The following is a 22,101-nucleotide window of genomic DNA, read 5'->3' as shown; positions in this document are numbered from 1 at the left end:
GGAGCCACCGATGGACATCGGCCTCGTCCTGCAGACCGATCCGCCCGCCCGCCTGCTCGTCGACCGGATGATCCGCGCCGAACGGGCCGGGTTCAGCCACGGCTGGACCTTCGACTCCTGCGTCCTGTGGCAGGAACCCTTCGTCATCTACAGCCGCATCCTCGCCGAGACCGAACGGCTCACCGTCGGCCCGATGGTCACCAACCCCTCCACCCGCACCTGGGAGGTCACCGCCTCCCTCTTCGCGACCCTCAACGACATGTACGGCAACCGCACCGTCTGCGGCATCGGCCGCGGCGACTCCGCCATGCGCGTCGCGGGACGCCGCCCCGCCACCCTCGACCGGCTCTCCCACGCCATGCACGCCATCAAGGAGTTGGCCGAGGGACGCACCGTCGAGGTGGACGGCACCGAGATGCACCTGCCGTGGGTGCGGCCCGGCGCCTCCCTGCCGATCTGGATGGGGGCGTACGGGCCGAAGGCGCTCGCGCTGACCGGACGCCAAGCGGACGGATTCATCCTGCAGTTGGCCGACCCCTACCTCACCGAGTACATGGTGAAGGCGGTGCGGGCCGCCGCCGTCGAGGCCGGCCGCGACCCCGACAGCGTCACCATCTGCGTGGCCGCGCCCGCCTACGTCACCGCCGACGACTCGCCCGCCGCACTCGCCCACGCCCGCGAGCAGTGCCGGTGGTTCGGCGGCATGGTCGGCAACCACGTCGCCGACCTCGTCAACCACTACGGCGAGCACTCCGACTTCGTCCCGGACGCCCTCACCGACTACATCAAGGACCGCCAGGGCTACGACTACAGCCACCACGGCCGCGCCGGGAACCCCGACACCGCCTTCGTCCCGGACGGGATCGTCGACCGCTTCTGCCTCATCGGGCCCCCCGCGGCGCAGCTCGCGCGGCTGGAGGAACTCCGCTCGCTCGGCGTCGACCAGTTCGCCGTCTACGCGATGCACGACGCCGTCGAGGCCACCATCGACGCCTACGGGACGGACGTCATCCCGCAGTTGTGACGCGCGACCGCGCCGTGGCGCCCAAGGCGGTCACGCCCTGCACGGACCACACCCGGGAACGGATAGGGGAGTTACCCATGGCCGACACCGCGACCACCGGCGGCGGACAGCTGCAGCACTCCGACGGACGGGTCGAACTCGACCCGTCCAGCGGGGAGTTGCCGCCCAACGGCTTCACCAACGACGACCTGCGGCCCGTCCCGGTGGCGCGGCGGACCTGGACCACCTACAACTTCCTCGCCCTCTGGGTCGGCATGGCCCACAACATCCCCTCATGGACGCTCGCCTCCGGCCTCGTCGCACTCGGCATGGACTGGAAGCAGGCCGTCCTCACCATCGCCCTCGCCAACCTCATCGTGCTCGCGCCGATACTGCTCACAGGACACGCGGGCACCAAGTACGGCATCCCGTTCCCGGTGTTCGCCCGCGCCTCCTTCGGGCTGCGCGGCGCCAACCTGCCCGCCCTCATCCGGGCCGCCGTCGCGTGCGCCTGGTTCGGCATCCAGACCTGGATCGGCGGCGAGGGCATCTTCCTGCTCGCGGGCAAACTCCTCGGCGAATCCTGGCGCACCGCGGGCGAGTTCGGCGGCTACCCGTGGACGCAGTGGCTCTCCTTCCTGATCTTCTGGCTGATCGAGATGGCCATCATCGCCCGGGGCATGGAAACGCTGCGGCGCTTCGAGAACTGGGCCGCGCCCTTCGTCATCGTGGGCGCCCTCGCGCTCCTCGTCTGGATGGCCCTCAAGGCCGGCGGACTCGGGCCACTGCTCGACCAGCCGTCCCAACTCGGCTGGGGCGGCGGCTTCTGGAAGGTCTTCTTCCCGGCGCTGATGGGCATGATCGGCTTCTGGTCGACGCTCTCGCTCAACATCCCCGACTTCACCCGCTTCGGCGGCAGCCAGCGCGCCCAGATCCGCGGCCAGGCCCTCGGCCTCCCAACGACGATGACGCTCTTCGCGCTGCTCTCCGTCCTCGTCACCTCGGGCTCGCAGGCCGTCTACGGCAAGCCGGTGTGGGATCCGATCGAACTCGCCGCGAAGATGGAGAGCCCGGTCGGCCTCCTCTTCGCGCTGCTCACCGTCCTGGTCGCGACGCTGTCGGTGAACATCGCCGCCAACGTCGTCTCGCCCGCCTACGACCTCTCCAACCTGCTGCCCAGGTTCATCGGGTTCCGGACCGGGGCGCTCGTGACGGGCGTCGTCGGGATCGCTATCTTCCCGTGGAAGCTGATCTCCGACCCTCACGTGTACATCTACACCTGGCTCGGAGTGGTCGGCGGCCTGCTCGGTACGGTCGCCGGGGTGCTCATCGCCGACTACTGGGTGCTGCGCCGTACCCGGCTCCGGCTCGCGGAGCTGTACCGGCCGGGCGGGGCGTACTGGTACGCGGGCGGGTGGAACTGGCGGGCCGTGGCCGCGCTCGTGGTCGGCGGCGTGCTGGCGGTCGGCGGGTCGCACGGCGGGCCGTTCCCGGCGGACGGGCTGGTGCCGGCGCTAAGGCCGCTCGCCGATTACGGGTGGGCGGTCGGGTTCGCGGCGTCGTTCGTGCTGTACGCGGGGCTGGGGTGGCGGGGGCGGCTGATGGCGGACGACTGACAGATGACAGATAACAGATTTCAAACTCTGTTATCTGTCATCTGTTTGTTGTCACCTGTCACCTGTCGTCCGTTGCTTGTCGTCCGTCGCTGGTCGCGCGCACCGCTCCCCGTCAGCCGGCAGCCCGCTCGACCGCCGCGAGGACCTTCGCCGTGCCGTCCTCGGCGGCGAGCGTGGCGGCCACCCCCGCGGCCCGGTCGCGGTACCGGGGATCGTCGAGGGTCCGGCGGATGGCGGTCGCGAGGCGGGCGGCGGTGAGGTCGCGGAGGGGGACCGGGCCGGGGGAGACCCCGAGCCGAGCCAGGCGCGCCGACCAGAACGGTGCGTCCAGCTGGGCCGGCACCGGGATGGCCGGTGTGCCGCAGCGCAGGGCCGCGGCCGTGGTCCCGGCGCCCGCGTGGTGGATCACCGCGGCCACCCGCGGGAACAGCCACTCGTGCGGGGTGTCGCCGATCGTGAGCACATCGTCCGTGTCCGCCGCGGTGAGCTCGCTCCACCCCGACTGCAGGACGGCGCGCACCCGGGCGGCACGGACCGCCGCGAGGACGGTGGCGGTGAGCCGCTCCGGATCGGGGACGACCAGGCTGCCGAATCCGACGAACACCGGAGGCGGGCCCGCCGCAAGGAAGTCCAGCAGACGCTCCGGCGGCTGCCATCGCCGGTCCGGGCACGGCCACCAGTACCCGGCGACGTCCAAGCGCGGGTGCCAGTCGGTCGGCCGAGGAATGACAGTGGGCGAAAACCCGTGCAGGACCGCGTGGTTGTGCCGCGCGCGGGCGATGCTGAGGCGCGGCAGGCCGAGGCGGCGGCGCAGCGCGCGGACGGCGGGGGCGAAGAGCTGGTCCGTCGCGGTCTGGACGGCGTGGCCGGCGAGCAGGTTGCCGGGCCCGCCGAGCGACCGGGTTCCCGTCACGGCCGGTGCGAACTCCCGGGTGGGAGCGATCGGTTGGAGGTAGAGCCCGATGCTGGGAATGCCGGCGGCCTCGGCGGCGGCCTGGCCGAGCGCGCTGGTGGTGCTGGTGGTGAGCAGGAGGTCGGTGCCGAGTGCGGTGGCGTCGGCGATGCCGTCCCCGAGTGCCGGCATGAACTGACGGCCCAGGCGCAGAAGTCGGAGTACCACGAGCGGTCCCGAACCGGCTTTCAGCAGGCGCCGCCCTTCGTCCGAGGCGAGTGCGGCCCGCGGGTCGACGGGCAGCGGGCGGAATTCGAGTCCGGCGGCGCGCACCTGGTCGGCGAACGTGGTGTGGGTGGCGACGGCGACCTGGTGCCCGGCCGCTCGCAGGCGGGTGCCGAGCCCGGTGAAGGGGGCGACGTCGCCCCGCGATCCGGCGGTGGCGATCAGGATGCGCATGGCCGCAGTATCCCGGCGCCGCCGCCGTGCCGGGAGGGTGCCACGCCCGTGCGTCCACCCTGCGGCCGCCCGTGTACGGGGCCCGGTCGGCGACCGTCCGCCAGTGCGTGCCGGAACCGGCGGACCGCCCTCGGGCGTCCGTACCGGCAGAGCGGTCGGACGGGGCCGTCCGCTGGAGAACGGGAGGGCACATGAGCATCGTCGCCTGGATCGTGCTGGGCCTGATCGCGGGAGGCCTCGCCAAGCTGCTGCTGCCGGGGAGGGACCCGGGCGGCCTGATCGTGACGACCCTGATCGGCATCGCCGGGTCCTTCGTCGGCGGCTGGATCTCCGCGCGCTTCCTGCACCGGCCGGTGGCGACGCACTTCTTCGACCTGGCGACCTGGGCGTCGGCGATCGGCGGCGCGCTCGTACTGCTGATCATCTACCGGCTGCTGTTCGGCAACTCCCGGCGCTGACCAGGCCCGGTGGACGGCGGCCGGTGGACGGCGGCCGGGCGCCGCGCCGGTCAGGCGGTCGCCGGCAGCTCGGTGACCCAGTCCGGCAGGTCCTCGCGGGCGGCCAGCCAGGCGGCGGGGACGCCGGCGAGGCCGGTCCGGGCGGCGACCACCCCGGCGGCGATGGCGCAGGCGGTGTCCTTGTCGCCCCAGCCTTCGAGGGTGTGCCAGATGGCGTCGGGCAGCGAGTCCAGGTGCCCGGCGGCGGACCAGAGCGCGAACGGCACGGTGTCCGGCGCGGACAGCCGGAAGCCCGAGCCGAGCACGTTCGCGGCGTGCCGGACACTGGCGTGCTCGGGCAGTCGGGCGGCGATCCGCAGGCCGGACCGCACGTCGCCGTCCGGCAGCCGCCCGGCCACCTCGGCCAGCAACTCGGCGCGGGAGGGCGGGTTCTGACCCCGGCTGCGGACGGCGAGCGCCGCGGCGAGTGCGACCGCGACCGAGCCGGCGACGGCCTCCGGGTGGAAGTGCGTGGTGAGCGCCTGGAGTTCGGCCTGCCGGGCCACCTCGTCCAAGTCGTCCGCGAACCACGCGCCGAGCGGCGCGACCCGCATGGCGGTGCCGTTCCCGTGCGAACCCTGCCCGTCGAACTGGGCGGCGGTGACGATCCGCCAGTCCTCGCCCTGATCTATCGCGCGCAGCACCCGGTGCATCGACGGGCCGTACTTGCGCCCGTACTCGCGGGCGTACTCCGCGGCGAAGTCCCGGGCCAGCGTGTCCTGTTGGATCTCGCCGTGGGCCGCCAGGTGGCGGACGAGGACGAGTGCCATCGCGGTGTCGTCCGTCCAGTGCCACGGCGCGGGCCGGGTGAGGCGCGCCGCGAGCGCGGCCGGGGCCTCGTCGAGCGGCACCGAGAACCAGCGGTCGCCGAAGGCGTCGCCGAGGGCGAGCCCGTGCAGGCTGTCGAGAACGGGACCGGTGGTGCCCGCGCGCATGTCATCCTCCGAGTGAGATCAACCGTGCGCGGAAGTCTGCACGAACACCGGGCGGACCGGCGACCGGTTTTCGCTCCGGCGCCGGCCCGTCCGGGCCCGGACGTGCGCCGTCACCTGGCGCGCAGGCCGTTGAGGATGAGCGTCCAGAGGGCCTCGAAGCGCTCGTTCGCCTTCGGGTCGGACCACTCGCCCGCGTACGCGGGGTCGTGGAAGTGCGCCGTGGCCTCGAAGACGGCGCGCGCCGTCGTGAGGATGTGGGCGAGCTTGAAGTCCTTCTTCTCCATGCCGTCCTGGACGATCTGCGCGATCTGGCGGACCATCGTGTCGATGTGCGCCTCGACCGTGCCGCTGTTCTCCTCGACCAGCACCATGTAGGTCGCGAACAGCTGCGGGTCGTCGAGCGCCTTCTTCCGCTTGGCCGCGAACAGCGTCACCAGCCAGCGGTGCAGCCGCTCCTCGGCCGGGCCGCCCTCGATCGAGATGTTCGCGAGCACGAAGTGCGCCTGGTCGAGCCAGCGCTGGGTGACGGCCTCGCGCAGCGCGGCCTTGCTCGGGAAGTGGCGGTAGACGCTGCTGTGGCTGACGCCGAGGATCCGGGCGACGTCCACGACGGTGGCCTTGGCCGGGCCGAACCGCCGCAGGACGTCCTCCGCAGCGGTCAGGATCTGCTCGGCGGTGAGGGTGGTGTCCGTCGTCACGGGAGGTACGTCCTTACGGGAGGGCCGCCCGCCGTGGGGGCGGACGGCAGCGGTACGGGCGGGGGTGTCTGGCGTGCGGTGTGCCGGCCGGGACGTGCTCCGGCCGGTCAGCGCTCGCTGTCGAGGCGGGCCATCTGGTCGGCGGCGTACCGCTCGCCCGCGGCCGAACCGGCCGGGACGACCGCCTCGATGGCCGCGAGGTCGGCGGCGGTGAGCTCGACGTCGAGCGCGCCGAGCGCCTCCGCCAGGCGGTCCCGGCGGCGGGCGCCCACCAGCGGGACGACGTCCTCCCCGCGCGAGGCGACCCAGGCGATGGCGACCTGCGCGACGCTCGCGCCCTTCGCCGTCGCCACGTCGCGCAGCGCCTCGACGAGGGCGAGGTTGTGGGTGAGGTTGTCGCCCTGGAAGCGCGGGCTGTGGCCGCGGAAGTCGGTGCCCGCCAGCGGGCGTTCGGTGTTCCAGTGGCCGCTGAGCAGGCCGCGCGAGAGCACGCCGTAGGCGGTGACGCCGATGCCGAGCTCGCGGGCGGTGGGGAGGACGGCTGCCTCCGAGGACCGGGAGAGCAGCGAGTACTCGATCTGCAGGTCGCTGATCGGGTGCACGGCGGCTGCCCGGCGCAGGGTGTCGGCGCCGACCTCCGACAGGCCGATGTGGCGTACGTAGCCGGCCTTGACGAGGTCCGCGATCGCGCCGACCGTCTCCTCGATCGGGACGGTCGGGTCCAGGCGGGCCGGGCGGTAGACGTCGACGTAGTCGGTGCGCAGGCGGCGCAGGGTGTAGGCGAGCGCCGTCTTGGTGGCGGCGGGACTGGTGTCGTAGCCGACCCACTGGCCGGACGGGTCGCGCTGGGCGCCGAACTTGACGCTGATCTGCACGTCCGAGCGGTCGCGGCCGCGCAGGGCGTCGTGGATCAGCAGCTCGTTGTGGCCCATGCCGTAGAAGTCGCCGGTGTCGAGGAGCGTGATCCCCGCGTCGAGGGCGGCGTGGATCGTGGCGATGCTCTCGGACTCGTCGGCGGGGCCGTAGAGGTCGGACATGCCCATGCAGCCGAGGCCGAGGGCGGAGGTGAGCGGGCCGGCGGCGCCGAGGGCGCGCTGCGCGGGCTTCGGGGTGCGGTCGGAAGCAGACATGAGGGCTCCAAGGGTCGGTACGGCGCCGGGAGGCGATGGACGAAGTGACCCGGGTGCCACTATGGCACGACAGCGAACAGATTTCAAAATCTGTTTGCTGTCATCTGTTATCTGAAATCTGTCATCTGTTACTCGTCACTCGCAGCCCCGCCATCCGTGCCCCCGCCCCCGCCCCCGCCATCCGTGCCGTCAGCCCCGCCCCCGCACGCGCCGCTCCGGTCGCAGTACGGCTGCTCGGCGCTGCGTCCGCACCCGCACAGCATCGCCCTCGGCGTCTCCCGCACCTCGCCGTCCGGGCCCGCCACGCGCAGCTCGCCGCGCAGCAGCAACCGCCCGTCCGCGGTCCGCGTCACCGTCGTCGGCCGGTCCGGCGGTTCCGCCTCGCCGTCCGCGAGCCGGTAGCGCAGCGCGCCGGTCGGGCAGCGCCGCACGACCTCGGCGACGTCCGCGGCGGGCGCCGCGTCCGGGGAGATCCACGGCCGCCGACCGGTGTCGAACACCGCCGGCAGCCCGTGCACGCACTCGGCGGCGTGCCGGCAGATCCCCGCGTCGAACGTCACCGTGATCCCCGCGGCCTCGTACGCCTTCGCGCCGCGCGCGGCGGTGCCGTCGCCGCCCATCAGTCGCTCACCCGGCTGCGGTTCTCGTACGCGAGGTCCGTGTACTCGGGGTGGCGGATCATCCAGGCCTTGATGAACGGGCAGGTCGCCAGCACCGGCAGGTTCCGGGCGCGGGCGTCGTCCAGCGCGGCGCGGGCCAGCGCGCCCCCGACGCCCTGCCCCTCGAAGTCCGGTTCGACCACCGTGTGCGGGTACACCACCAGGTTGTCGCTGCGCAGGTACTCGGCGAAGCCCGCCATGCGGTCGTCCACCCAGGCCTCGAAGCGGTTCCGCTCCTCGGCATCACGTACGGACAGGGTCATCGCGGGCTCCTCGCTGCCGGAATCGCGGGGCCGGGCGTGGCCCCGGTCCATCATCGAGCGGCCGGAGCCGCGTCGCCCGTCGGTTCGCCGGATACCGTGGCCGTGTCCTCGCCGGCCAGGGGGCGGAGTCCGGTGCGCGGCGCCGCGTCCCAGGCCGCCCGGCCGCCCGGGGCGCGCAGCAGGCAGGCCCGTGCCGGGGGCAGGTTGCGCCAAACCGTCCGCTCGCCCAGTCCGTACGCCGCCTCGAACCGTCGCAGCAGGCGGACCACCGCCCGGTGCCGGGCGCCGCGCCGTGGTCCGGAGGTGAGGGTCCGGGCGGCCGTCGTCCCCAGGTAGCCGAAGTACGTCAGCTCGCCGCCGGGGACGAGCAGCCGCACGTACAGGTCCAGGAGCCTTCGGACCTGCGCCGGTTCGAAGTTGGTGAACGGCAGCCCCGACACGATCGCGTCGTAGCGGCCGCCCGCCGGGCCCGCCGCATCGTCCAGCTCCTCGACCCGGCAAGCGGAGAGCCGCAGTTCGAGCCCCGCCGGACGCGCGGCCAGCACCCGGTCCTCGCGCAACCGGTCCGCGAAGCGCGGGTTCGCCTCGACGACGTGCAACCGGTCGCCGGGGCGCAGCACTTGGACCAGCCGCCGGGTCACCGCACCCGTTCCGGCGCCGACCTCCAGTACCGAGATCGGCCGGTTCGGACGGCTGGTCGCCGGAATGACCAGCGCGTTCACCAGCTCCGCGCTGCTCGGCGCCAGCGCACCGGTGTCGTGGAAGGTGCGCAGTGCCTCGGCGAAGAACAGGAGATGGTCGCGGGTCGCCGATTGGGGTGAACTGCCGTGCGGAGATGATGAGTCGGACCATTCGTTCGTCATGCCGTCGACGCTAGGAGCGCCCGAAGTCCCCGGAATCGGCCGATGGACCGCGCCGACCCCTGACGAAGGTCGAGGGTCCCGGTGGCCGCAAGGAGGGGGCCGCGTCGCGTCGGCCGCCCGTAGCATCGAGCCGGACGGATGGAGGGATCGTCGGGAGAGGGCGGGGGTGGGCCGATGCGCACGGGCCCGCTCGGCTGGTACGGACCCGGCCGCCGCCCATGGGTCGACACGCTGCTCCTGCTCGCCGTCCTCGCGCTCGCCGTCGAGGAAGCGCTCGTCCACTGGTCCCGCACGGACGATCCGTTGCGTGTGCCGGAGGCCGTCGCAACCACCCTCGCCTCGCTTTCCCTGCTCCTCGCCCGCCGGTATCCGGTGGCCTCCGCCGTGCTGCCGGTCCTCACCGGCGGTCTGCTCAACCGCGCCCTGCCCGGATTGTTCAGCGTCTACCACCTCGCCTATCTCGGCCGCGTAGGTCCCGCCGTCGTCGGCGGCACCGCCATCGCCGTGCTCAACGCCACCCGGGCCGACACACTGGTCGGCTGGGCCGGCACCACCGGATCCCAACTCCTGCTCCAGGCCGCGACACTGTCCGTCGGCCTCTGGCTGCACGGTCGCCGCGTCCTGATCCGCACCCTGCGCGAACAGGTCGAAACACTGAGCCGCGAACGGGAGTTGCGCGCCGAGCAGGCCCGATCCGCCGAACGGGCCCGCATCGCACGGGAGATGCACGACGTCCTCGCCCACCGCCTGAGCCTCCTCGTGCTGCACGCCGGAGTCCTGCGCGACCAGGCCAGGGCCGGTACCGTCGCCGAAGACCCCGACCGGCTCACCCACCGGCTCGAACTCCTGCGCACCACCGCGGCCCACTCCCTCGACGACCTGCGCGACGTCCTCGGGGCGCTGCGCACCGACCCGCCGCCCAGGCAGCCGGCCCGCGAACCGAGGCCGCAGGACGGTGAACCGGGGTCACGGGCGGAGGAGTCCGCGCGGGTGGCGGCGCCTCCCCTGTGCGATCTCACCGAGCTGGTCGGCGAGGCCGTGGAGGCCGGACAGGAGGTCGAACTCGCCCTCGTCGGCGATCCCGACACCGTCCCGACCACCCACCGCCTGGCCGTGCACCGGCTGGTCCAGGAGGCGCTGACGAACGCCCGCAAGCACGCGCACGCCGCACCCGTCACGGTCCGGGTCGGCTACGGAGCCCCGGCCACCACCGTCGAGGTTCGTAATGGTCCAGGATCGGCGACGCCCAACGGCTGTGCGAGTGGCGGAGGTTACGGCCTGGTGGGGCTCGCCGAACGTGTCGCCGCGCTCGGCGGACACCTCGACGCCGGGCCGGACGGCAGTGGCGGCTACCGCCTCTCGGCACGCCTCCCGGAACGCCTCCCGGCAGCGGAGCGCCCGTCGCAGGCGCTCCCGGAGGTCCCTGCCGCGCATGGGGCGGTGTCGGCTGGAGCGGACGGTCCGCGGCGGCGGCCAGGCCGACCGGATCCGGACGGTCGGGTTTCGGCCGAGTCGGACGCGGGAGGGCCGGATTCCGCTGGGCCGGTTTCGGCCAGGCCGTCGACAGACAGACCGGATCCGGACATAGTGCCCGGCCCGCCCATCCTCCTGACCTCCACTTCGCCCCCGCTGCCCGAGGACATCCCATGATCCGCACAATGGTGGTCGACGACGACGCACTGGTCCGGCTCGGCCTCGTCGACCTGCTCGCCCAGGACCCCGGGCTCGTCGTCGTCGCCGAGGCCGCCGACGGCCTCCAGGCCGTCGAACTGGCGGCCGCCCGACGGATCGACGTCGCGCTGATGGACATCCGGATGCCCCGCCTCGACGGCATCGCCGCCACCCGCCGCCTGCGCGAGCTGCCCGAGGCCCCGCGCGTCATCGCGCTCACCACCTTCGACCTGGACGAATACGTCTACCGGGCGCTCGCCGCGGGTGCCGACGGCTTCCTGCTCAAGGACACCCCGCCGGCCGAGATCGCGCGGGCCGTGCACGTCGTCGCCGGCGGACAGGGCATGCTCCACCCGTCCGCCGCCCGCCGCCTCATCGACCGCTACCACCGCACGGGCGCGCCCCGGTCCGTCGCGGCCCGCAACAGGGTCTCCGGGCTGACCCCGCGCGAGACCGACGTGCTGCGCGAACTCGCCGACGGACTCTCCAACGCCGAGATCGCGGGTGTCCTCGGGATGCGGGAGAGCACCGTCAAGGCACACGTCAGCCGGATCCTCACCGCCCTCGGCGTCGGCAACCGCGTCCAGGCCGCGCTGATCGCACGCGACGCAGGGCTGGTGGCGGACGGCGCCTGAGCCCGGCGCGTCCCGGCACCGCCTCCGGCTCCCGGCCCGGCGGGTGACCCCGATGCCCCTGGTCGCGCCCCGGATTCGTACCGCGCGCTGAGCCCGTGTCACCCATCCGGCGTGGAAATGCGGCGCCTTGGCGGTTTGCGCTGCCGAAGCGCGGCGGCGGGTCCATGGTGGAGGTGGACGCGATCCGGCGACCGCGTCCGCGCGCCGAACCGGGCCCGCACGCCGAGCGTCCGCCGCCGTTCCCCGACGGGTGCCCGAGGCTGGGTCCGGCCCGGCACGCTGGGAGCAGGGCCACCTCGCAGGAAGCCGAACGGTTCTTCTAGGCTCACATCTCGGCTTCCCTGCGGTGCGCTCACCGCGCCCACCGCTACGAAGCCGCCGTCCACGGGGCACCGGGTGAACCGGAGCCACCGGATCGAGCGAGGAGGACGCAATGCCAAGCACGCCGACCAGCCGTTCCACCGCAGTTGGGCCGGACGGGCCGTCCGGACGGACCGCCCACCAATCCGGCCGCCCGGCCCGGCCCGCCCGGGTCCGGCACGCCGGATGGACCGGCCGGCCGGTGCGGCCGCTGAATACCGGCGGCGGCCGAGGAGGCGAGCGTTGAGTCCCCAGATCGTAGGGTCGCCGCGTGCGACCGCGGCCGCCACGACTGCACCGGCCGCACCCGGACCCGCCACGACTGCGCCCGCCGAGGCCGCACCCGCCGAGGCCGCACCCGCCACGGCCGCACCCGCCGCGACTGCGCCCGCCACGACCGCGCCGAAGTCCACGCCCAGGACGACGTCCACCGCAGCCTCCGCGCCGGTGCCCAAGGCCGCCTCCTCCGTGAACGCCACTGTGACCGCCACCGGGAGGGCGACCGTGCCTGGCGCCACCGAGGGCGAGACCCGGTCCGAAACCCGGTCCGAAACCCGGTCCGAGGCCCGCGCTGCGGCCCGGTCCGAGACCCGTGCTGCCGACGCCCATGTCGTCGAGGCCCGGCCCGGCGCCGTCGCCCAACCCGCCTCCACCGCCGCGCTCCCCGGGCTCCCGCAGGCCCTCAGCACCCGCGCCCGGACTCTCGCCGGCGGCGTCCGACGCCGCTGCGCCGACCTGGCGCGGATCGAGTCCCCGAGCGGTGACGCTCCCCGACTCGACGCCCTCGCCGAGGAGTTGGCCGCCGGCTTCCGTGCCACCGGAGCCACCGCCCGTCGCGAACCCGGTCCGGCCGGCGACCACCTCGTCCTGGAGTGGGCGGGGCAGGACGAGACCCTGCCCCACCTGCTCATCGTCGGCCACCACGACACCGTCTGGCCCGTCGGCACCCTCGCCGACTGGCCCGTCGCCGAACAGGACGGCATGCTCACCGGTCCCGGCGTCGTCGACATGAAGGGCGGCCTCGCCGTCCTGGAAGGCGCGTTCGCGCTCCTCGCCGACCTCGGGCAGCGGCCGCACCGCAGCGTTCGGGTGGTCGTGGTGTCCGACGAAGAGATCGGCAGCCCGGACGGGCGGCGCCTCGTGGAGCGCCAACTGCGGGGCGCCGCAGCCGTCCTGGGCCTCGAACCGCCGCATCCGGACGGCCGGCTCAAGACCGCCCGGCGCGGCAGCAGCCGGGTGCGGCTCACCGTCACCGGCCGGGAGGCCCACGCGGGCAACGACTCGCGCGACGGGGTGTCGGCCGTCGACGAGCTCGTCGACCAGCTCGTCGTGGTCCGCGGACTGGCCGGTCAGCCCGGAACGGAGCTCAACGCCGGTCGGATCAGCGGCGGTTCGCGTGCGAACGTCGTCGCGGGGCGGGCCGAGGCCGAGCTCGGCCTGCGGTTCTCCACCGCCGAGGCGCAGCGCCGGACGCTCGACAACCTGGCTCGGCTGACCGCCCTGCGGCCGGGGGCGCGGGTGCGCACCGAGGTGCTGTCGAGCCGTCCGGCGTGGCCGGAGCGCTCGGGCAATCCGCTGCTGAGGCACGTCCGTTCGCTCGCTGCGGTGCTGGGGCAGCAGCTCGACGGCGGTCCGGCGGGCGGCGCGGGGGACACCAACCTGCCCGGCTCGCGAGGACTGCCGACGCTGGACGGCTTCGGCGCGGTCGGCGCCGGGGCGCACGCCCGGCACGAGTACATCCGGATCGATCAGCTCGCTCCCCGGATCGCCCTGCTCGCCGCGCTCCTCGCGGTGCCGCTGCCGAGGCTGCGGGACCGCGCGGAGGGCTGACGGGCGGGCGGGCGACGACTGACGACGAACAGATGACAGCGAACAGATAACAGATGACAGCGAACAGATTTTGAAATCTGTTCGCTGTCATCTGTCTGTCCACCCGCACCGCACCCCCGCACCTCCCGACGCCCCCGCGCCCCCGCATCCCCCGTCACCCGCGCCATCCCCGCCACCCTCATCCCTTGCCAGGGCCCTGCCTCGCCGCGCAGAATGGTACCGACCGAACGGTCAGTCGGTTGATGCGCGGCGAAGGCACGTGAGAGGGGACCGTGGTGACAGCAGAGGTGGCCGAGCCGGTCCCCGCACAGACGCAGGAGGAGCGGTTCGAGGCGGTGATCGCCGCCGAACAGCGGATCGAGCCCCGGGACTGGATGCCCGACGCCTACCGGGCGACCCTGATCCGCCAGATCGCCCAGCACGCGCACTCCGAGATCATCGGCATGCAGCCCGAGGGCAACTGGCTCACCCGCGCCCCGTCGCTGCGCCGCAAGGCGATTCTCCTCGCGAAGGCCCAGGACGAGGCCGGCCACGGCCTCTACCTCTACGCCGCCGCCGAGACGCTCGGCGTCGACCGCGCCGAGCTGACCGAGAAGCTGATCTCCGGCCGCCAGAAGTACTCCTCGATCTTCAACTACCCGACCCTCACCTTCGCCGACGTCGGCGTGATCGGCTGGCTGGTCGACGGCGCCGCGATCTGCAATCAGGTGCCGCTGTGCCGCTGCAGCTACGGCCCGTACGCCCGCGCGATGGTCCGGGTCTGCAAGGAGGAGTCCTTCCACCAGCGCCAGGGCTACGAGCTGCTCATGACCCTCATGCGCGGCACCGACGCCCAGCGCCGGATGGTCCAGGACGCGGTCGACCGCTGGTGGTGGCCGTCGCTGATGATGTTCGGCCCCTCGGACGCCGACTCCCCGAACACGGCCCGGTCGATGGCGTGGCGGATCAAGCGCCACACCAACGACGAGCTGCGCCAGCGCTTCGTGGACATGACCGTCCCGCAGGCCGAGCACCTCGGCGTGACCCTCCCCGACCCCGAGCTGCGCCGGAACGAGGAGCGCGGCGGCTGGGACTTCGGCGAGCCCGACTGGGCCGAGCTGACCCGCGTCATCAAGGGCCAGGGCCCGTGCAACGCCCAGCGCGTCGAGCGCCGCCGGGCCGCCCACGAGGACGGCGCCTGGGTCCGCGAGGCGGCCGTCGCCTACGCGGAGAAGCGCGCCGCCGAGCACCGGCGCGCCGAGTACCGGACCGCCGAGCACGGGACCGCCGAGCGGCCCAGCAGCACCGAACAGGAGAACGGAAAGTGACCGAGTCCAACGTCGACGGCGCCGCCAAGGCCGGCTGGCCGCTGTACGAGGTGTTCGTGCGCCCCCGGCGCGGCCTGAACCACGTCCACGTCGGTTCGCTGCACGCCTCCGACGACCGGATGGCCCTGCTCGCCGCCCGCGACCTCTACACCCGCCGCAACGAGGGCGTGAGCCTGTGGGTGGTCCGCTCGGACGCGATCACGGCCTCCACCCCGGACGAGCGGGACCCGTTCTTCGAGCCCAGCGGCGACAAGATCTACCGCCACCCGACCTTCTACGACATCCCCGAGGATGTCCCGCACATCTGACGGGGGAACCACCGTGCACGACCACACCGCACCCGCCGGCACCGCCGCCGCACCGGACGACGACCACGTCTACCTCAGCCTCTCCGAGGCCGCCCCCGGCCCCGAGGGCGAGGGCCGCTGGGCGTACGGGACGGGCTTCGCCGACCCGCTGCTCGGCGTGGACAGCGCCTTGCCCGAGGGCGTGGACGGCGCCGACCTCGCCGCCTACTGCCTGATGCTCGGCGACGACGCCCTGATCCTCGCCCAGCGGCTGATCGAGTGGTGCACCCGCGCGCCCGAGCTGGAGGAGGAGGTCGCGCTCGCCAACCTCGGCCTCGACCTGCTCGGCCAGGCCCGCCTGCTGCTCACCAGGGCCGGCCAGGCGGACGGCACCGGGCGCACCGAGGACGACTTCGCGTACTGGCGCGAGGAGCACGAGTTCCGCAACGTCCGCCTCGTCGAGACGCCGAACGGCGACTTCGCGCACTCGGTCGCCCGCCTGCTCGTGTTCGCGACCGCCCGCGGCGCGCTGTACGAGGCGCTGAGCGCCCACCCGGACCCGGTGCTCGCGGCCGTCGCCGCCCGCGGCGTCAAGGAGCTGACGTACCACCGCGAGTACGCGACCGCCTGGACGCTGCGGCTCGGCGACGGCACGCCGTACTCGTCGGCGCGCATGCAGGCCGGGCTGGACGCGGTGTGGCCGCTGCTGGAGGAGCTGTTCACGGCGCACCCGGTGGAGCTGCGCGTGGGCGTCGACCCGGCGGTGCTGCGCGAACCGGTGCTGCGCTCGCTCGCCGCGGTCCTCGCCGAGGCGGGGCTGACGGTGCCGGACGTGCTGCCGCTGGCCACCGTCCTGGGCCGCGCGGGCCGGGACGGCGTGCACACGGAGGTACTGGGACCGCTGCTCGCGGAGCTGCAGGTGCTGGCCCGCGCCCACCCGGGGGCGACGTGGTGACGGGCGCGGGCGTGTCGGCGGAGCCCACCGTGCGGGACCTGGCCCGCGCGATCGCCGCGGCCGTCCCGGACCCGGAGCTGCCCATGCTCACCCTGGCCGACCTGGGGGTGCTGGCCGACGTCGAGGCGGACGGCGCCACGGGCGCGGTGACCGCCTGGCTGACCCCGACGTACTCGGGCTGCCCGGCCGTCGCGGAGATGGCCGCCGACGTCGACCGCCGCCTGCGCGCGGCCGGCTACCGGGACGTCCGGGTGCGGCTGCGGCTGGACCCGCCGTGGTCCACCGACATGATCACCGCCGAGGGCCGCCGCAAGCTCGCCGAGGCGGGCATCGCCCCGCCGCGCCCGGGCGCGGGGGCCGCTGGTGCGGCGCCGGTCGCGCTCACCCTGGGCCCCACCCGGACGGCCGCCTCCGCCGCCCCAGTGCCGTGCCCGCAGTGCGGGAGCGCCGACACGGAGGAGCTGTCCCGGTTCGGTTCTACCGCCTGCAAGGCCCTCTGGCGCTGCCGCGCCTGCCGCGAGCCGTTCGAACGCGTCAAGGAGATCTGAATGCCCGCCGCCAGCGCCGAGACCAGCGCCGAGACCAGCACGGAGACCAGTGCCGAGAACAGCGCTGAGACCAGCGCCGGGATCAGCGTCGCGGCTCCCGCGGCCGCCCGCCGCCCCGTCTTCCACCACCTGCGGATCTCCGGGATCGAACGGCTCTGCGAGGACGCCGTCGCGGTGACCTTCGCCGTGCCGGACGCGCTCGCCGCCGCGTACGCGTTCCGGCCCGGGCAGACGCTGACGCTGCGCCAGGAGGTGAACGGCTGCGACGAGCGCCGCTCGTACTCGATCTGCGCCCCCGCCGGCGGCCCGCTGCGGATCGCCGTCCGCGAGGTGCCGGGCGGTCTGTTCTCCCGTCGGCTGGTGCGCGAGGCCCGGGTCGGCGACGAGCTGGAGGTGCTCACGCCCACCGGCCTGTTCAGCCCCGAACTCGGCGTCCCCGCCGACCACGTGCTGCTCGCGGCCGGCTCCGGCATCACCCCGATGCTGTCGATCGCCGCGTCCGTCCTGGCCGCCGACCGCGCCTCCACCGTCACCCTCCTCTACGGCAACCGGCGCAGCGACACCGTCATGTTCGCCGACGAGCTGGCCGACCTGAAGGACCGCTACCTCGGCCGCTTCCAGCTGGTCCACGTGCTGTCCCGGGAGACCAGGGACGCCGAACTGCTCAGCGGCCGTCTGGACCCCGAGCGGGTGCGCGCGCTGCTCGGCGCCCTCGTGGACGTCGGGCGGGTCGGGCACTGGTGGCTGTGCGGCCCGTTCGGCATGGTCGCCGGGGCGAAGGACCTGCTCGCCGAACTGGGCGTGCCGGGCGAGCGCGTCCACCAGGAGCTGTTCCACGCCGAGGACGAGCCGGTCACGGAGCGGGCCGACGACCCCGACGCGGCGGACGCCGGGGCGGACGGCGTGCACAGCGAGGTCACCGTCGTCCTCGACGGGCGCGGCAGCACGCTCTCCCTCCCGCGCGACCGCTCGATCCTCGACGGGGCCCAGCGCTCCCGCCCCGACCTGCCGTTCGCCTGCAAGGGCGGCGTCTGCGGCACCTGCCGCGCGCTCGTCACCGACGGCGAGGTGGAGATGCGCCGCAACTTCGCGCTGGAGGAGAAGGAACTGGCCGCGGGCTACGTCCTCACCTGCCAGGCCCGCCCGCTGACGGACCGGGTGACGGTCGACTACGACCGCTGAGCTGACCCGGGACCTGCCGCCGGACCGCCGTCAGCTGGGTCCGGACCGCGCCCGGACCGCGCCCGGACCGCGCCCGGACCGTGTCGGACCCCGACCACGTCAGACCCCGACCACGTCAGACCCCGACCGGGTCGGGTCGCCTCGTCGGCTCACCCGCCGGCTCACCCGCCAGATCCCCCGCCGGGTCGCCGAGCAGGCGGACCAGGTCGTTGACGGCGGCGCGCCCGGCCCGGTTGGCGCCGACCGTGCTCGCCGACGGCCCGTAGCCGACGAGGTGGACGCGCGGATCCGCGGTGGCCCGGGTCCCGGTGAGGGCGATGCCGCCGCCGGGGGAGCGCAGCCCGAGCGGGGCGAGGTGCCCGACCTCGGGGCGGAAGCCGGTCGCCCACACGATCGCGTCCACCGCCGACTCCTCGTCCCCCCAGGCGACTCCGTGCTCGGTGAGCCGGTCGAACATCGGCCGGCGGTGCAGCGCGCCCAGCTCCTCGGCACGCCGGTACGCGACGGACGGGCCGAGCCCGGTCACGCTCACCACGCTGCGCACGGGCAGTCCCAGGCGGACCCGCTCCTCGACCTTCGCGACCACTGCCCGCCCGTACTCGGGGGTGAACGGCCCCTCGTGGAAGACCGGCGGGGTCCGCGTGACCCACACCGTCTCGCCGACCGCCGCGACCTCCGACAGCACCTGGATCGCGGACGCCCCACCGCCCACCACCAGCACGCGCTTCCCGGCGAACTCCGCCGGCCCGCGGTACTCGACATAGTGCAGCTGCCGCCCGGCGAAGTGGCCCGGGTAGTGCGGCAGGAACGGGCGGGTCCAGGTGCCGGTGGCGTTGATCAATGCCCGGGTGGACCAGGTGCCGTGGTCGGTCTCGACCAGCAGCCGCGAGTCCGGCCGGTCCGACTCGGCGCGCACCGCGTGGACGGTCACGGGGCGCACGACGGGGAGCGCGTGCCGCGCCTCGTACGCCGCGAAGTACCCCGGCACGACCTCGCGGGCGGCGGAGGCCGGGTCGGGGGCGGGCAGTTCGGCGTCGGGCAGGTCATGGAAACCGTGCACGGTGGCCATCCGCAGGGAGGGCGAGCGGTGCGCCCACGCGCCGCCCGGACCGCTCCCCGCGTCGAGCACGACGAAGCCGCCGTCGGCGTCCGCCCGGTAGGGGGCGAAGCCGCGGCGGCGCAGGTGGTAGGCGGCGGACAGGCCCGCCTGCCCGGCACCCGCCACCAGGACGTCCACCCGCCGCTGCCCCGCGTCGTCGGTTGCACCGTAAACAGTCACGCCGATGAAACATCGGGGGTGGGGCGGGTGTTCCCTACCGCCCCCGGAGCCCCCAGGAGCCCCCCGGGGGCACGGATCAGCCGGACCGGCCGCCTCAGGTCGTCGGGGAGATCACGGCCGCCGTGCCGTACGCGCAGACCTCGGTGCCGACGTCCGCCGCCTCCGTCACGTCGAAGCGCATCATCAGGACCGCGTTGCCCCCGCGCGCCTTGGTCTGCTCGACCAGCCGCTCCATCGCCTCGTTGCGGCTCTCCACCAGGGTCTTCGTCAGACCCTTCAGCTCGCCGCCGATCAGCGACTTCAGCCCGGCACCGATCTGGCTGCCGATGTGCCGGCTGCGCACGGTCAGCCCGAACACCTCGCCGATCACGTGGTCGACGCGGAAGCCGGGGATGTCGTTGGTGGTCACGACCAGGACGTCGGCGTTCGGGCCCTGCCCGCCGCCGTACTCGTTGATGTCAGCCATGGGCCCCATCCTGCCGCCGTCGCGCGTCCGAGTGACAGAGGCGTGGCCGGGGCGTGGCGGACAAGGTGTCCGGAAGCTGGTTCAGACCGGTGATCGGGCGGCCGAAAAGCCGTACCGTAGCCCCATGGGCGAGCGAAGCGATCATCCACAGGGGCCGGGCGCGGCGGAGGACTCCGGTGCGCAGGAGATCGAGGCGACGGTGGTGCTGGGCCTGCGGATCACCAACTGGCCGGCGCTGCGCGCCGCGGCGATCGCGGCCGTGGAGGAACTGGACTTCGACGGCATCGATCCGGCGGGCCAGCGCCGTGACCTGCTGCGCGAGGTGGCCGAGGACGCCAACGCGGCGCTCGGTGCGCTGCTGCACCCGGACCGGCTGGTGGCCGCGATCCCGGGCGTCGAGGCGATCGGCGGGACGCTGGAGATCAGCGTCACCGAGGACTTCGCGCCGGATTTCGCCGAGCTGTTCCCGCTGGAGGGCGACGACGAGGACGGCGGCGGCGCGGGCGGGGACTGGACGCTCACCCCGCGCACCGCGTGCCTCCTGCACGCCCAGCTGCTCGGGCTGGCCGACGCCGCGTACGACGACCTCGACGAGCACGGGGACGACCCGGTCGCCGACGGCGAGGACGCCGACTGGACGGTCTTCGCCCGGCTGCCCCAGCGCACCTGGCGCCTCCACCGGGGCTGGCGCCGCGGGATGGCCCGGGCGTTCGACGACCTGGCCGACGACCTCGCGCTCGGCGAGTGGCCGCTGCCGCGCTGCCTGGCCGAGGAGATCGCGCTGCGGATGGCCCTCCTCGACGCCCGCGCGCTGCTCGGCGCGCAGCCCGAGTCGGTGGCCGACATGATGGGCGACCTGCCCGCCGACCTGTACGACTACGACTGGGACGGCTGCCACGACGAGCTGTTCGGCGTCTACGGGCCGGACGACGGCGACCCGGAGCTCGCCACCGAGCAGCGCACCGAGCTGCTGCTGGCGGCGACGCACCCGGAGGGCTGGTTCCTGGCCTACGAGGACGCGGAGGAGCGGGACGGCCAGCGCGGCTACCGGCGCTGACCCGCCGTCCGGCGCGTTCCGGGGGCGGCGGCTAGGCTGCGGACATGTCCGATGTATCTGATATGCGCGACGTGCCAGCAGGCCCGGACGGGCTCCCGGCGGCCGGGGACGACCAGTTCCTCTCCCGGATCGCGCTCGGACTGGACGGCGTGCAGGCGGCGCAGCGCGGCCGTACGGCCGAGGCGCGGGCCAGCTTCGAGGCGCTGTGGGAGGCGCTCGGCGAGCGCGGCGACGTCTTCCACCGCTGCGTGCTCGCCCACTACCTGGCCGACCTCCAGGACGACCCGCGGGCCGAACTGGAGTGGGACCGCCGGGCGCTGGCCGCCGCCGACTCGCTGACCGCCGAGCGGGCCCAGACGTACGAGTCCGCGCTCCAGGTGCGGGCGTTCTACCCGTCGCTGCACCTCAACCTGGCCTCCGACCACCTCAAGCTGGGCGAGGCCGACCTCGCGCGCGAGCAACTGGAGCGTGCCGTCCGCAGCCTGGACGCCCTGCCGGAGGACGCCTACAGCGCGGGCATCCGTGCGGCGGTGGACGAGCTGCGGCAGCGGCTGCGGTAGCCGCCGGCGGGTCTGGCCGGTGGGTGTGGCTGGCGGGGTGTGGCCGGCGGGGTCTGGCCGGCGGGTGTGACCGAAGGGTGCGGCAGAGGGCTGGGGCCGGGCGGGACCTGCCGTGATCGGGTGACCCGGGGGGCTGGCATGCTGGACGGGTGACTTCTCCGTTCGATGCCCCCGTTCCCGTGCCCACCTCGGACGACCGCGACGGCCGGCCGCAGTACGTGCTGCCGCTGGTGGTGCGGATGGAGCGGGCCACGCCGCCCGGGCGGACGGACGCGCTGGAGACGTCGGCCCGCGCCGTGCTCACGCTGCTCGCCGACCCGCGGGTCACCGAGGCGGACGGCGAGTGGACCGAGCGGGTCGCCGCGTGGGAGGACGCGCGGATCCGCAAGGTGGTCCGGCGGGCCCGGGGCGGGGAGTGGCGCCGGGCCGGCGAACTGCCGGGGATCACCGTGCGGGGGCGGGAGGCGGAGGTGCGGGTGTTCCCGCCAGTCCCGCTGGACGGGTGGCCGAAGGAGCTCGCGAAGCTCCAGGTCTCGGGGACGGACCTGGAGGAGACCGAGGAGATCGGCGCCCCGCAGGCGGGCCTGCCGGTGCTGTGGCTCAACCCGGACGTGGAGATGAGCGCGGGCAAGACGATGGCCCAGACCGGGCACGCGGCCCAGCTCGCCTGGTGGCGGCTGGACGAGGCGCAGCGCAAGGAATGGGCCGAGTCCGATTTCGCGCTCGCCGTGCGGACGCCGACGCCGGAAGCGTGGGCGGAACTGGTGGCGAGCGGCCTCCCGGTGGTCCGCGACGCGGGCTTCACCGAGATCGCCCCCGGCAGCTGCACGGTGATCGCGGAGCACCCGGCGCTGCGCTGAGCCCGAGAACCGGATGCCGTCGGCGCGTCGACGGTGCCCCGGAGCGGAGCCGGCGCCCGGCCTCCTCGGTCCTGCCTGGCCGGGCCGGG

General features: G+C 74.3%; 23 protein-coding genes. 14 read left to right on the top strand and 9 right to left on the bottom strand.

Features of this window, described 5'->3' with window-relative positions:
- Window positions 1-10: 10 nt before the first annotated feature.
- Window positions 11-1,024 (top strand): TIGR03842 family LLM class F420-dependent oxidoreductase, encoded by a 1,014-nt coding sequence (locus tag ACFV4F_RS00950; RefSeq protein ID WP_380499950.1) that lies wholly within the window; start codon window positions 11-13, stop codon window positions 1,022-1,024.
- Window positions 1,025-1,101: 77 nt separating this feature from the next.
- On the top strand, window positions 1,102-2,619 hold the full coding sequence (locus ACFV4F_RS00945) for an NCS1 family nucleobase:cation symporter-1 (protein WP_380499949.1): 1,518 nt from the start codon (window positions 1,102-1,104) through the stop codon (window positions 2,617-2,619).
- A 112-nt stretch (window positions 2,620-2,731) separates the two neighbouring features.
- On the opposite strand, the gene ACFV4F_RS00940 is transcribed toward ACFV4F_RS00945, so the two are convergent.
- Complete coding sequence (locus tag ACFV4F_RS00940) at window positions 2,732-3,970, bottom strand: glycosyltransferase (protein WP_380499948.1); 1,239 nt, start codon at window positions 3,968-3,970, stop codon at window positions 2,732-2,734.
- A gap of 191 nt (window positions 3,971-4,161) precedes the next feature.
- On the opposite strand from ACFV4F_RS00940, the gene ACFV4F_RS00935 reads away from it, so the two are divergent.
- Window positions 4,162-4,428: a GlsB/YeaQ/YmgE family stress response membrane protein gene (locus ACFV4F_RS00935; RefSeq protein WP_380437327.1), complete on the top strand. Its 267-nt coding sequence runs from the start codon at window positions 4,162-4,164 to the stop codon at window positions 4,426-4,428.
- A 50-nt stretch (window positions 4,429-4,478) separates the two neighbouring features.
- Here ACFV4F_RS00935 and ACFV4F_RS00930 read toward each other — a convergent pair whose 3' ends face one another.
- From ACFV4F_RS00930 to ACFV4F_RS00905, 6 genes are all read right to left on the bottom strand, one after another.
- On the bottom strand, window positions 4,479-5,402 hold the full coding sequence (locus ACFV4F_RS00930; RefSeq protein ID WP_380499947.1) for an ADP-ribosylglycohydrolase family protein: 924 nt from the start codon (window positions 5,400-5,402) through the stop codon (window positions 4,479-4,481).
- Window positions 5,403-5,512: 110 nt separating this feature from the next.
- Window positions 5,513-6,100 carry a TetR family transcriptional regulator gene (locus ACFV4F_RS00925; protein WP_380437323.1) on the bottom strand — a complete coding sequence of 196 codons (588 nt, stop codon included), beginning with the start codon at window positions 6,098-6,100 and terminating at the stop codon, window positions 5,513-5,515.
- Window positions 6,101-6,207: 107 nt separating this feature from the next.
- Entirely contained in the window at window positions 6,208-7,230 is a 1,023-nt protein-coding gene (locus ACFV4F_RS00920) for an aldo/keto reductase (protein ID WP_380499946.1), read from the bottom strand.
- Window positions 7,231-7,358: 128 nt separating this feature from the next.
- Complete coding sequence (locus ACFV4F_RS00915) at window positions 7,359-7,850, bottom strand: (4Fe-4S)-binding protein (RefSeq protein WP_380499945.1); 492 nt, start codon at window positions 7,848-7,850, stop codon at window positions 7,359-7,361.
- Window positions 7,850-8,152, bottom strand: a complete 303-nt coding sequence (locus ACFV4F_RS00910; RefSeq protein ID WP_380499944.1) for a GNAT family N-acetyltransferase — start codon at window positions 8,150-8,152, stop codon at window positions 7,850-7,852. Before ACFV4F_RS00910 ends, ACFV4F_RS00915 begins: the two co-directional genes overlap by 1 nt.
- Window positions 8,153-8,202: 50 nt before the next feature.
- Window positions 8,203-9,015 (bottom strand): class I SAM-dependent methyltransferase, encoded by an 813-nt coding sequence (locus tag ACFV4F_RS00905; RefSeq protein ID WP_380499943.1) that lies wholly within the window; start codon window positions 9,013-9,015, stop codon window positions 8,203-8,205.
- Between the two features lie 174 nt (window positions 9,016-9,189).
- Here ACFV4F_RS00905 and ACFV4F_RS00900 point away from each other — a divergent pair, with 174 nt between their 5' ends.
- From ACFV4F_RS00900 to paaE, 8 genes are all read left to right on the top strand, one after another.
- Complete coding sequence (locus tag ACFV4F_RS00900; protein WP_380499942.1) at window positions 9,190-10,665, top strand: sensor histidine kinase; 1,476 nt, start codon at window positions 9,190-9,192, stop codon at window positions 10,663-10,665.
- Window positions 10,662-11,321, top strand: coding sequence for a response regulator (locus tag ACFV4F_RS00895; protein WP_380437312.1), 660 nt, complete (start codon window positions 10,662-10,664; stop codon window positions 11,319-11,321). Before ACFV4F_RS00900 ends, ACFV4F_RS00895 begins: the two co-directional genes overlap by 4 nt.
- Before the next feature lie 603 nt (window positions 11,322-11,924).
- Entirely contained in the window at window positions 11,925-13,511 is a 1,587-nt protein-coding gene (locus ACFV4F_RS00890) for a M20/M25/M40 family metallo-hydrolase (protein ID WP_380499941.1), read from the top strand.
- 275 nt (window positions 13,512-13,786) lie between these two features.
- On the top strand, window positions 13,787-14,818 hold the full coding sequence (paaA, locus tag ACFV4F_RS00885; protein WP_380499940.1) for a 1,2-phenylacetyl-CoA epoxidase subunit PaaA: 1,032 nt from the start codon (window positions 13,787-13,789) through the stop codon (window positions 14,816-14,818).
- On the top strand, window positions 14,815-15,126 hold the full coding sequence (paaB, locus tag ACFV4F_RS00880; protein ID WP_380499938.1) for a 1,2-phenylacetyl-CoA epoxidase subunit PaaB: 312 nt from the start codon (window positions 14,815-14,817) through the stop codon (window positions 15,124-15,126). The genes paaA and paaB overlap by 4 nt, the downstream gene beginning before the upstream one ends.
- 13 nt (window positions 15,127-15,139) lie before the next feature.
- The gene (paaC, locus tag ACFV4F_RS00875) at window positions 15,140-16,060 is read left to right on the top strand and encodes a 1,2-phenylacetyl-CoA epoxidase subunit PaaC (RefSeq protein WP_380499937.1); all 921 of its coding nucleotides are present in this window, start codon (window positions 15,140-15,142) and stop codon (window positions 16,058-16,060) included.
- An 11-nt stretch (window positions 16,061-16,071) separates the two neighbouring features.
- Window positions 16,072-16,608: a 1,2-phenylacetyl-CoA epoxidase subunit PaaD gene (gene paaD, locus ACFV4F_RS00870; protein WP_380437302.1), complete on the top strand. Its 537-nt coding sequence runs from the start codon at window positions 16,072-16,074 to the stop codon at window positions 16,606-16,608.
- Window positions 16,609-17,790 carry a 1,2-phenylacetyl-CoA epoxidase subunit PaaE gene (gene paaE, locus ACFV4F_RS00865; RefSeq protein ID WP_380437300.1) on the top strand — a complete coding sequence of 394 codons (1,182 nt, stop codon included), beginning with the start codon at window positions 16,609-16,611 and terminating at the stop codon, window positions 17,788-17,790. It begins immediately after the preceding gene.
- 115 nt (window positions 17,791-17,905) lie between these two features.
- On the opposite strand, the gene ACFV4F_RS00860 is transcribed toward paaE, so the two are convergent.
- Together ACFV4F_RS00860 and ACFV4F_RS00855 are read right to left on the bottom strand one after the other, a co-directional pair.
- Window positions 17,906-19,069 (bottom strand): NAD(P)-binding domain-containing protein, encoded by a 1,164-nt coding sequence (locus ACFV4F_RS00860; protein ID WP_380499935.1) that lies wholly within the window; start codon window positions 19,067-19,069, stop codon window positions 17,906-17,908.
- Window positions 19,070-19,163: 94 nt separating this feature from the next.
- Complete coding sequence (locus ACFV4F_RS00855; RefSeq protein WP_359957476.1) at window positions 19,164-19,535, bottom strand: YbjQ family protein; 372 nt, start codon at window positions 19,533-19,535, stop codon at window positions 19,164-19,166.
- 124 nt (window positions 19,536-19,659) lie between these two features.
- Here ACFV4F_RS00855 and ACFV4F_RS00850 point away from each other — a divergent pair, with 124 nt between their 5' ends.
- The 3 genes from ACFV4F_RS00850 to ACFV4F_RS00840 all read left to right on the top strand — a co-directional run bounded on the left by ACFV4F_RS00850 (window position 19,660) and on the right by ACFV4F_RS00840 (window position 22,012).
- Window positions 19,660-20,592, top strand: coding sequence for a hypothetical protein (locus ACFV4F_RS00850; RefSeq protein WP_380437296.1), 933 nt, complete (start codon window positions 19,660-19,662; stop codon window positions 20,590-20,592).
- 44 nt (window positions 20,593-20,636) lie between these two features.
- A complete protein-coding gene (locus ACFV4F_RS00845) occupies window positions 20,637-21,152 on the top strand; it encodes a hypothetical protein (RefSeq protein ID WP_380437294.1) in 516 nt (171 codons plus the stop codon).
- Between the two features lie 149 nt (window positions 21,153-21,301).
- The gene (locus tag ACFV4F_RS00840; protein WP_380437292.1) at window positions 21,302-22,012 is read left to right on the top strand and encodes an aminoacyl-tRNA hydrolase; all 711 of its coding nucleotides are present in this window, start codon (window positions 21,302-21,304) and stop codon (window positions 22,010-22,012) included.
- The last annotated feature ends 89 nt before the right edge of the window (window positions 22,013-22,101 follow it).

The sequence above is a fragment of the Kitasatospora sp. NPDC059722 genome (assembly GCF_042733235.1).
In the GTDB taxonomy this organism is placed as follows: domain Bacteria; phylum Actinomycetota; class Actinomycetes; order Streptomycetales; family Streptomycetaceae; genus Kitasatospora.
Note: the sequence above shows the minus strand (reverse complement) of the source record. Positions and strands in the feature narration are given on the sequence as shown.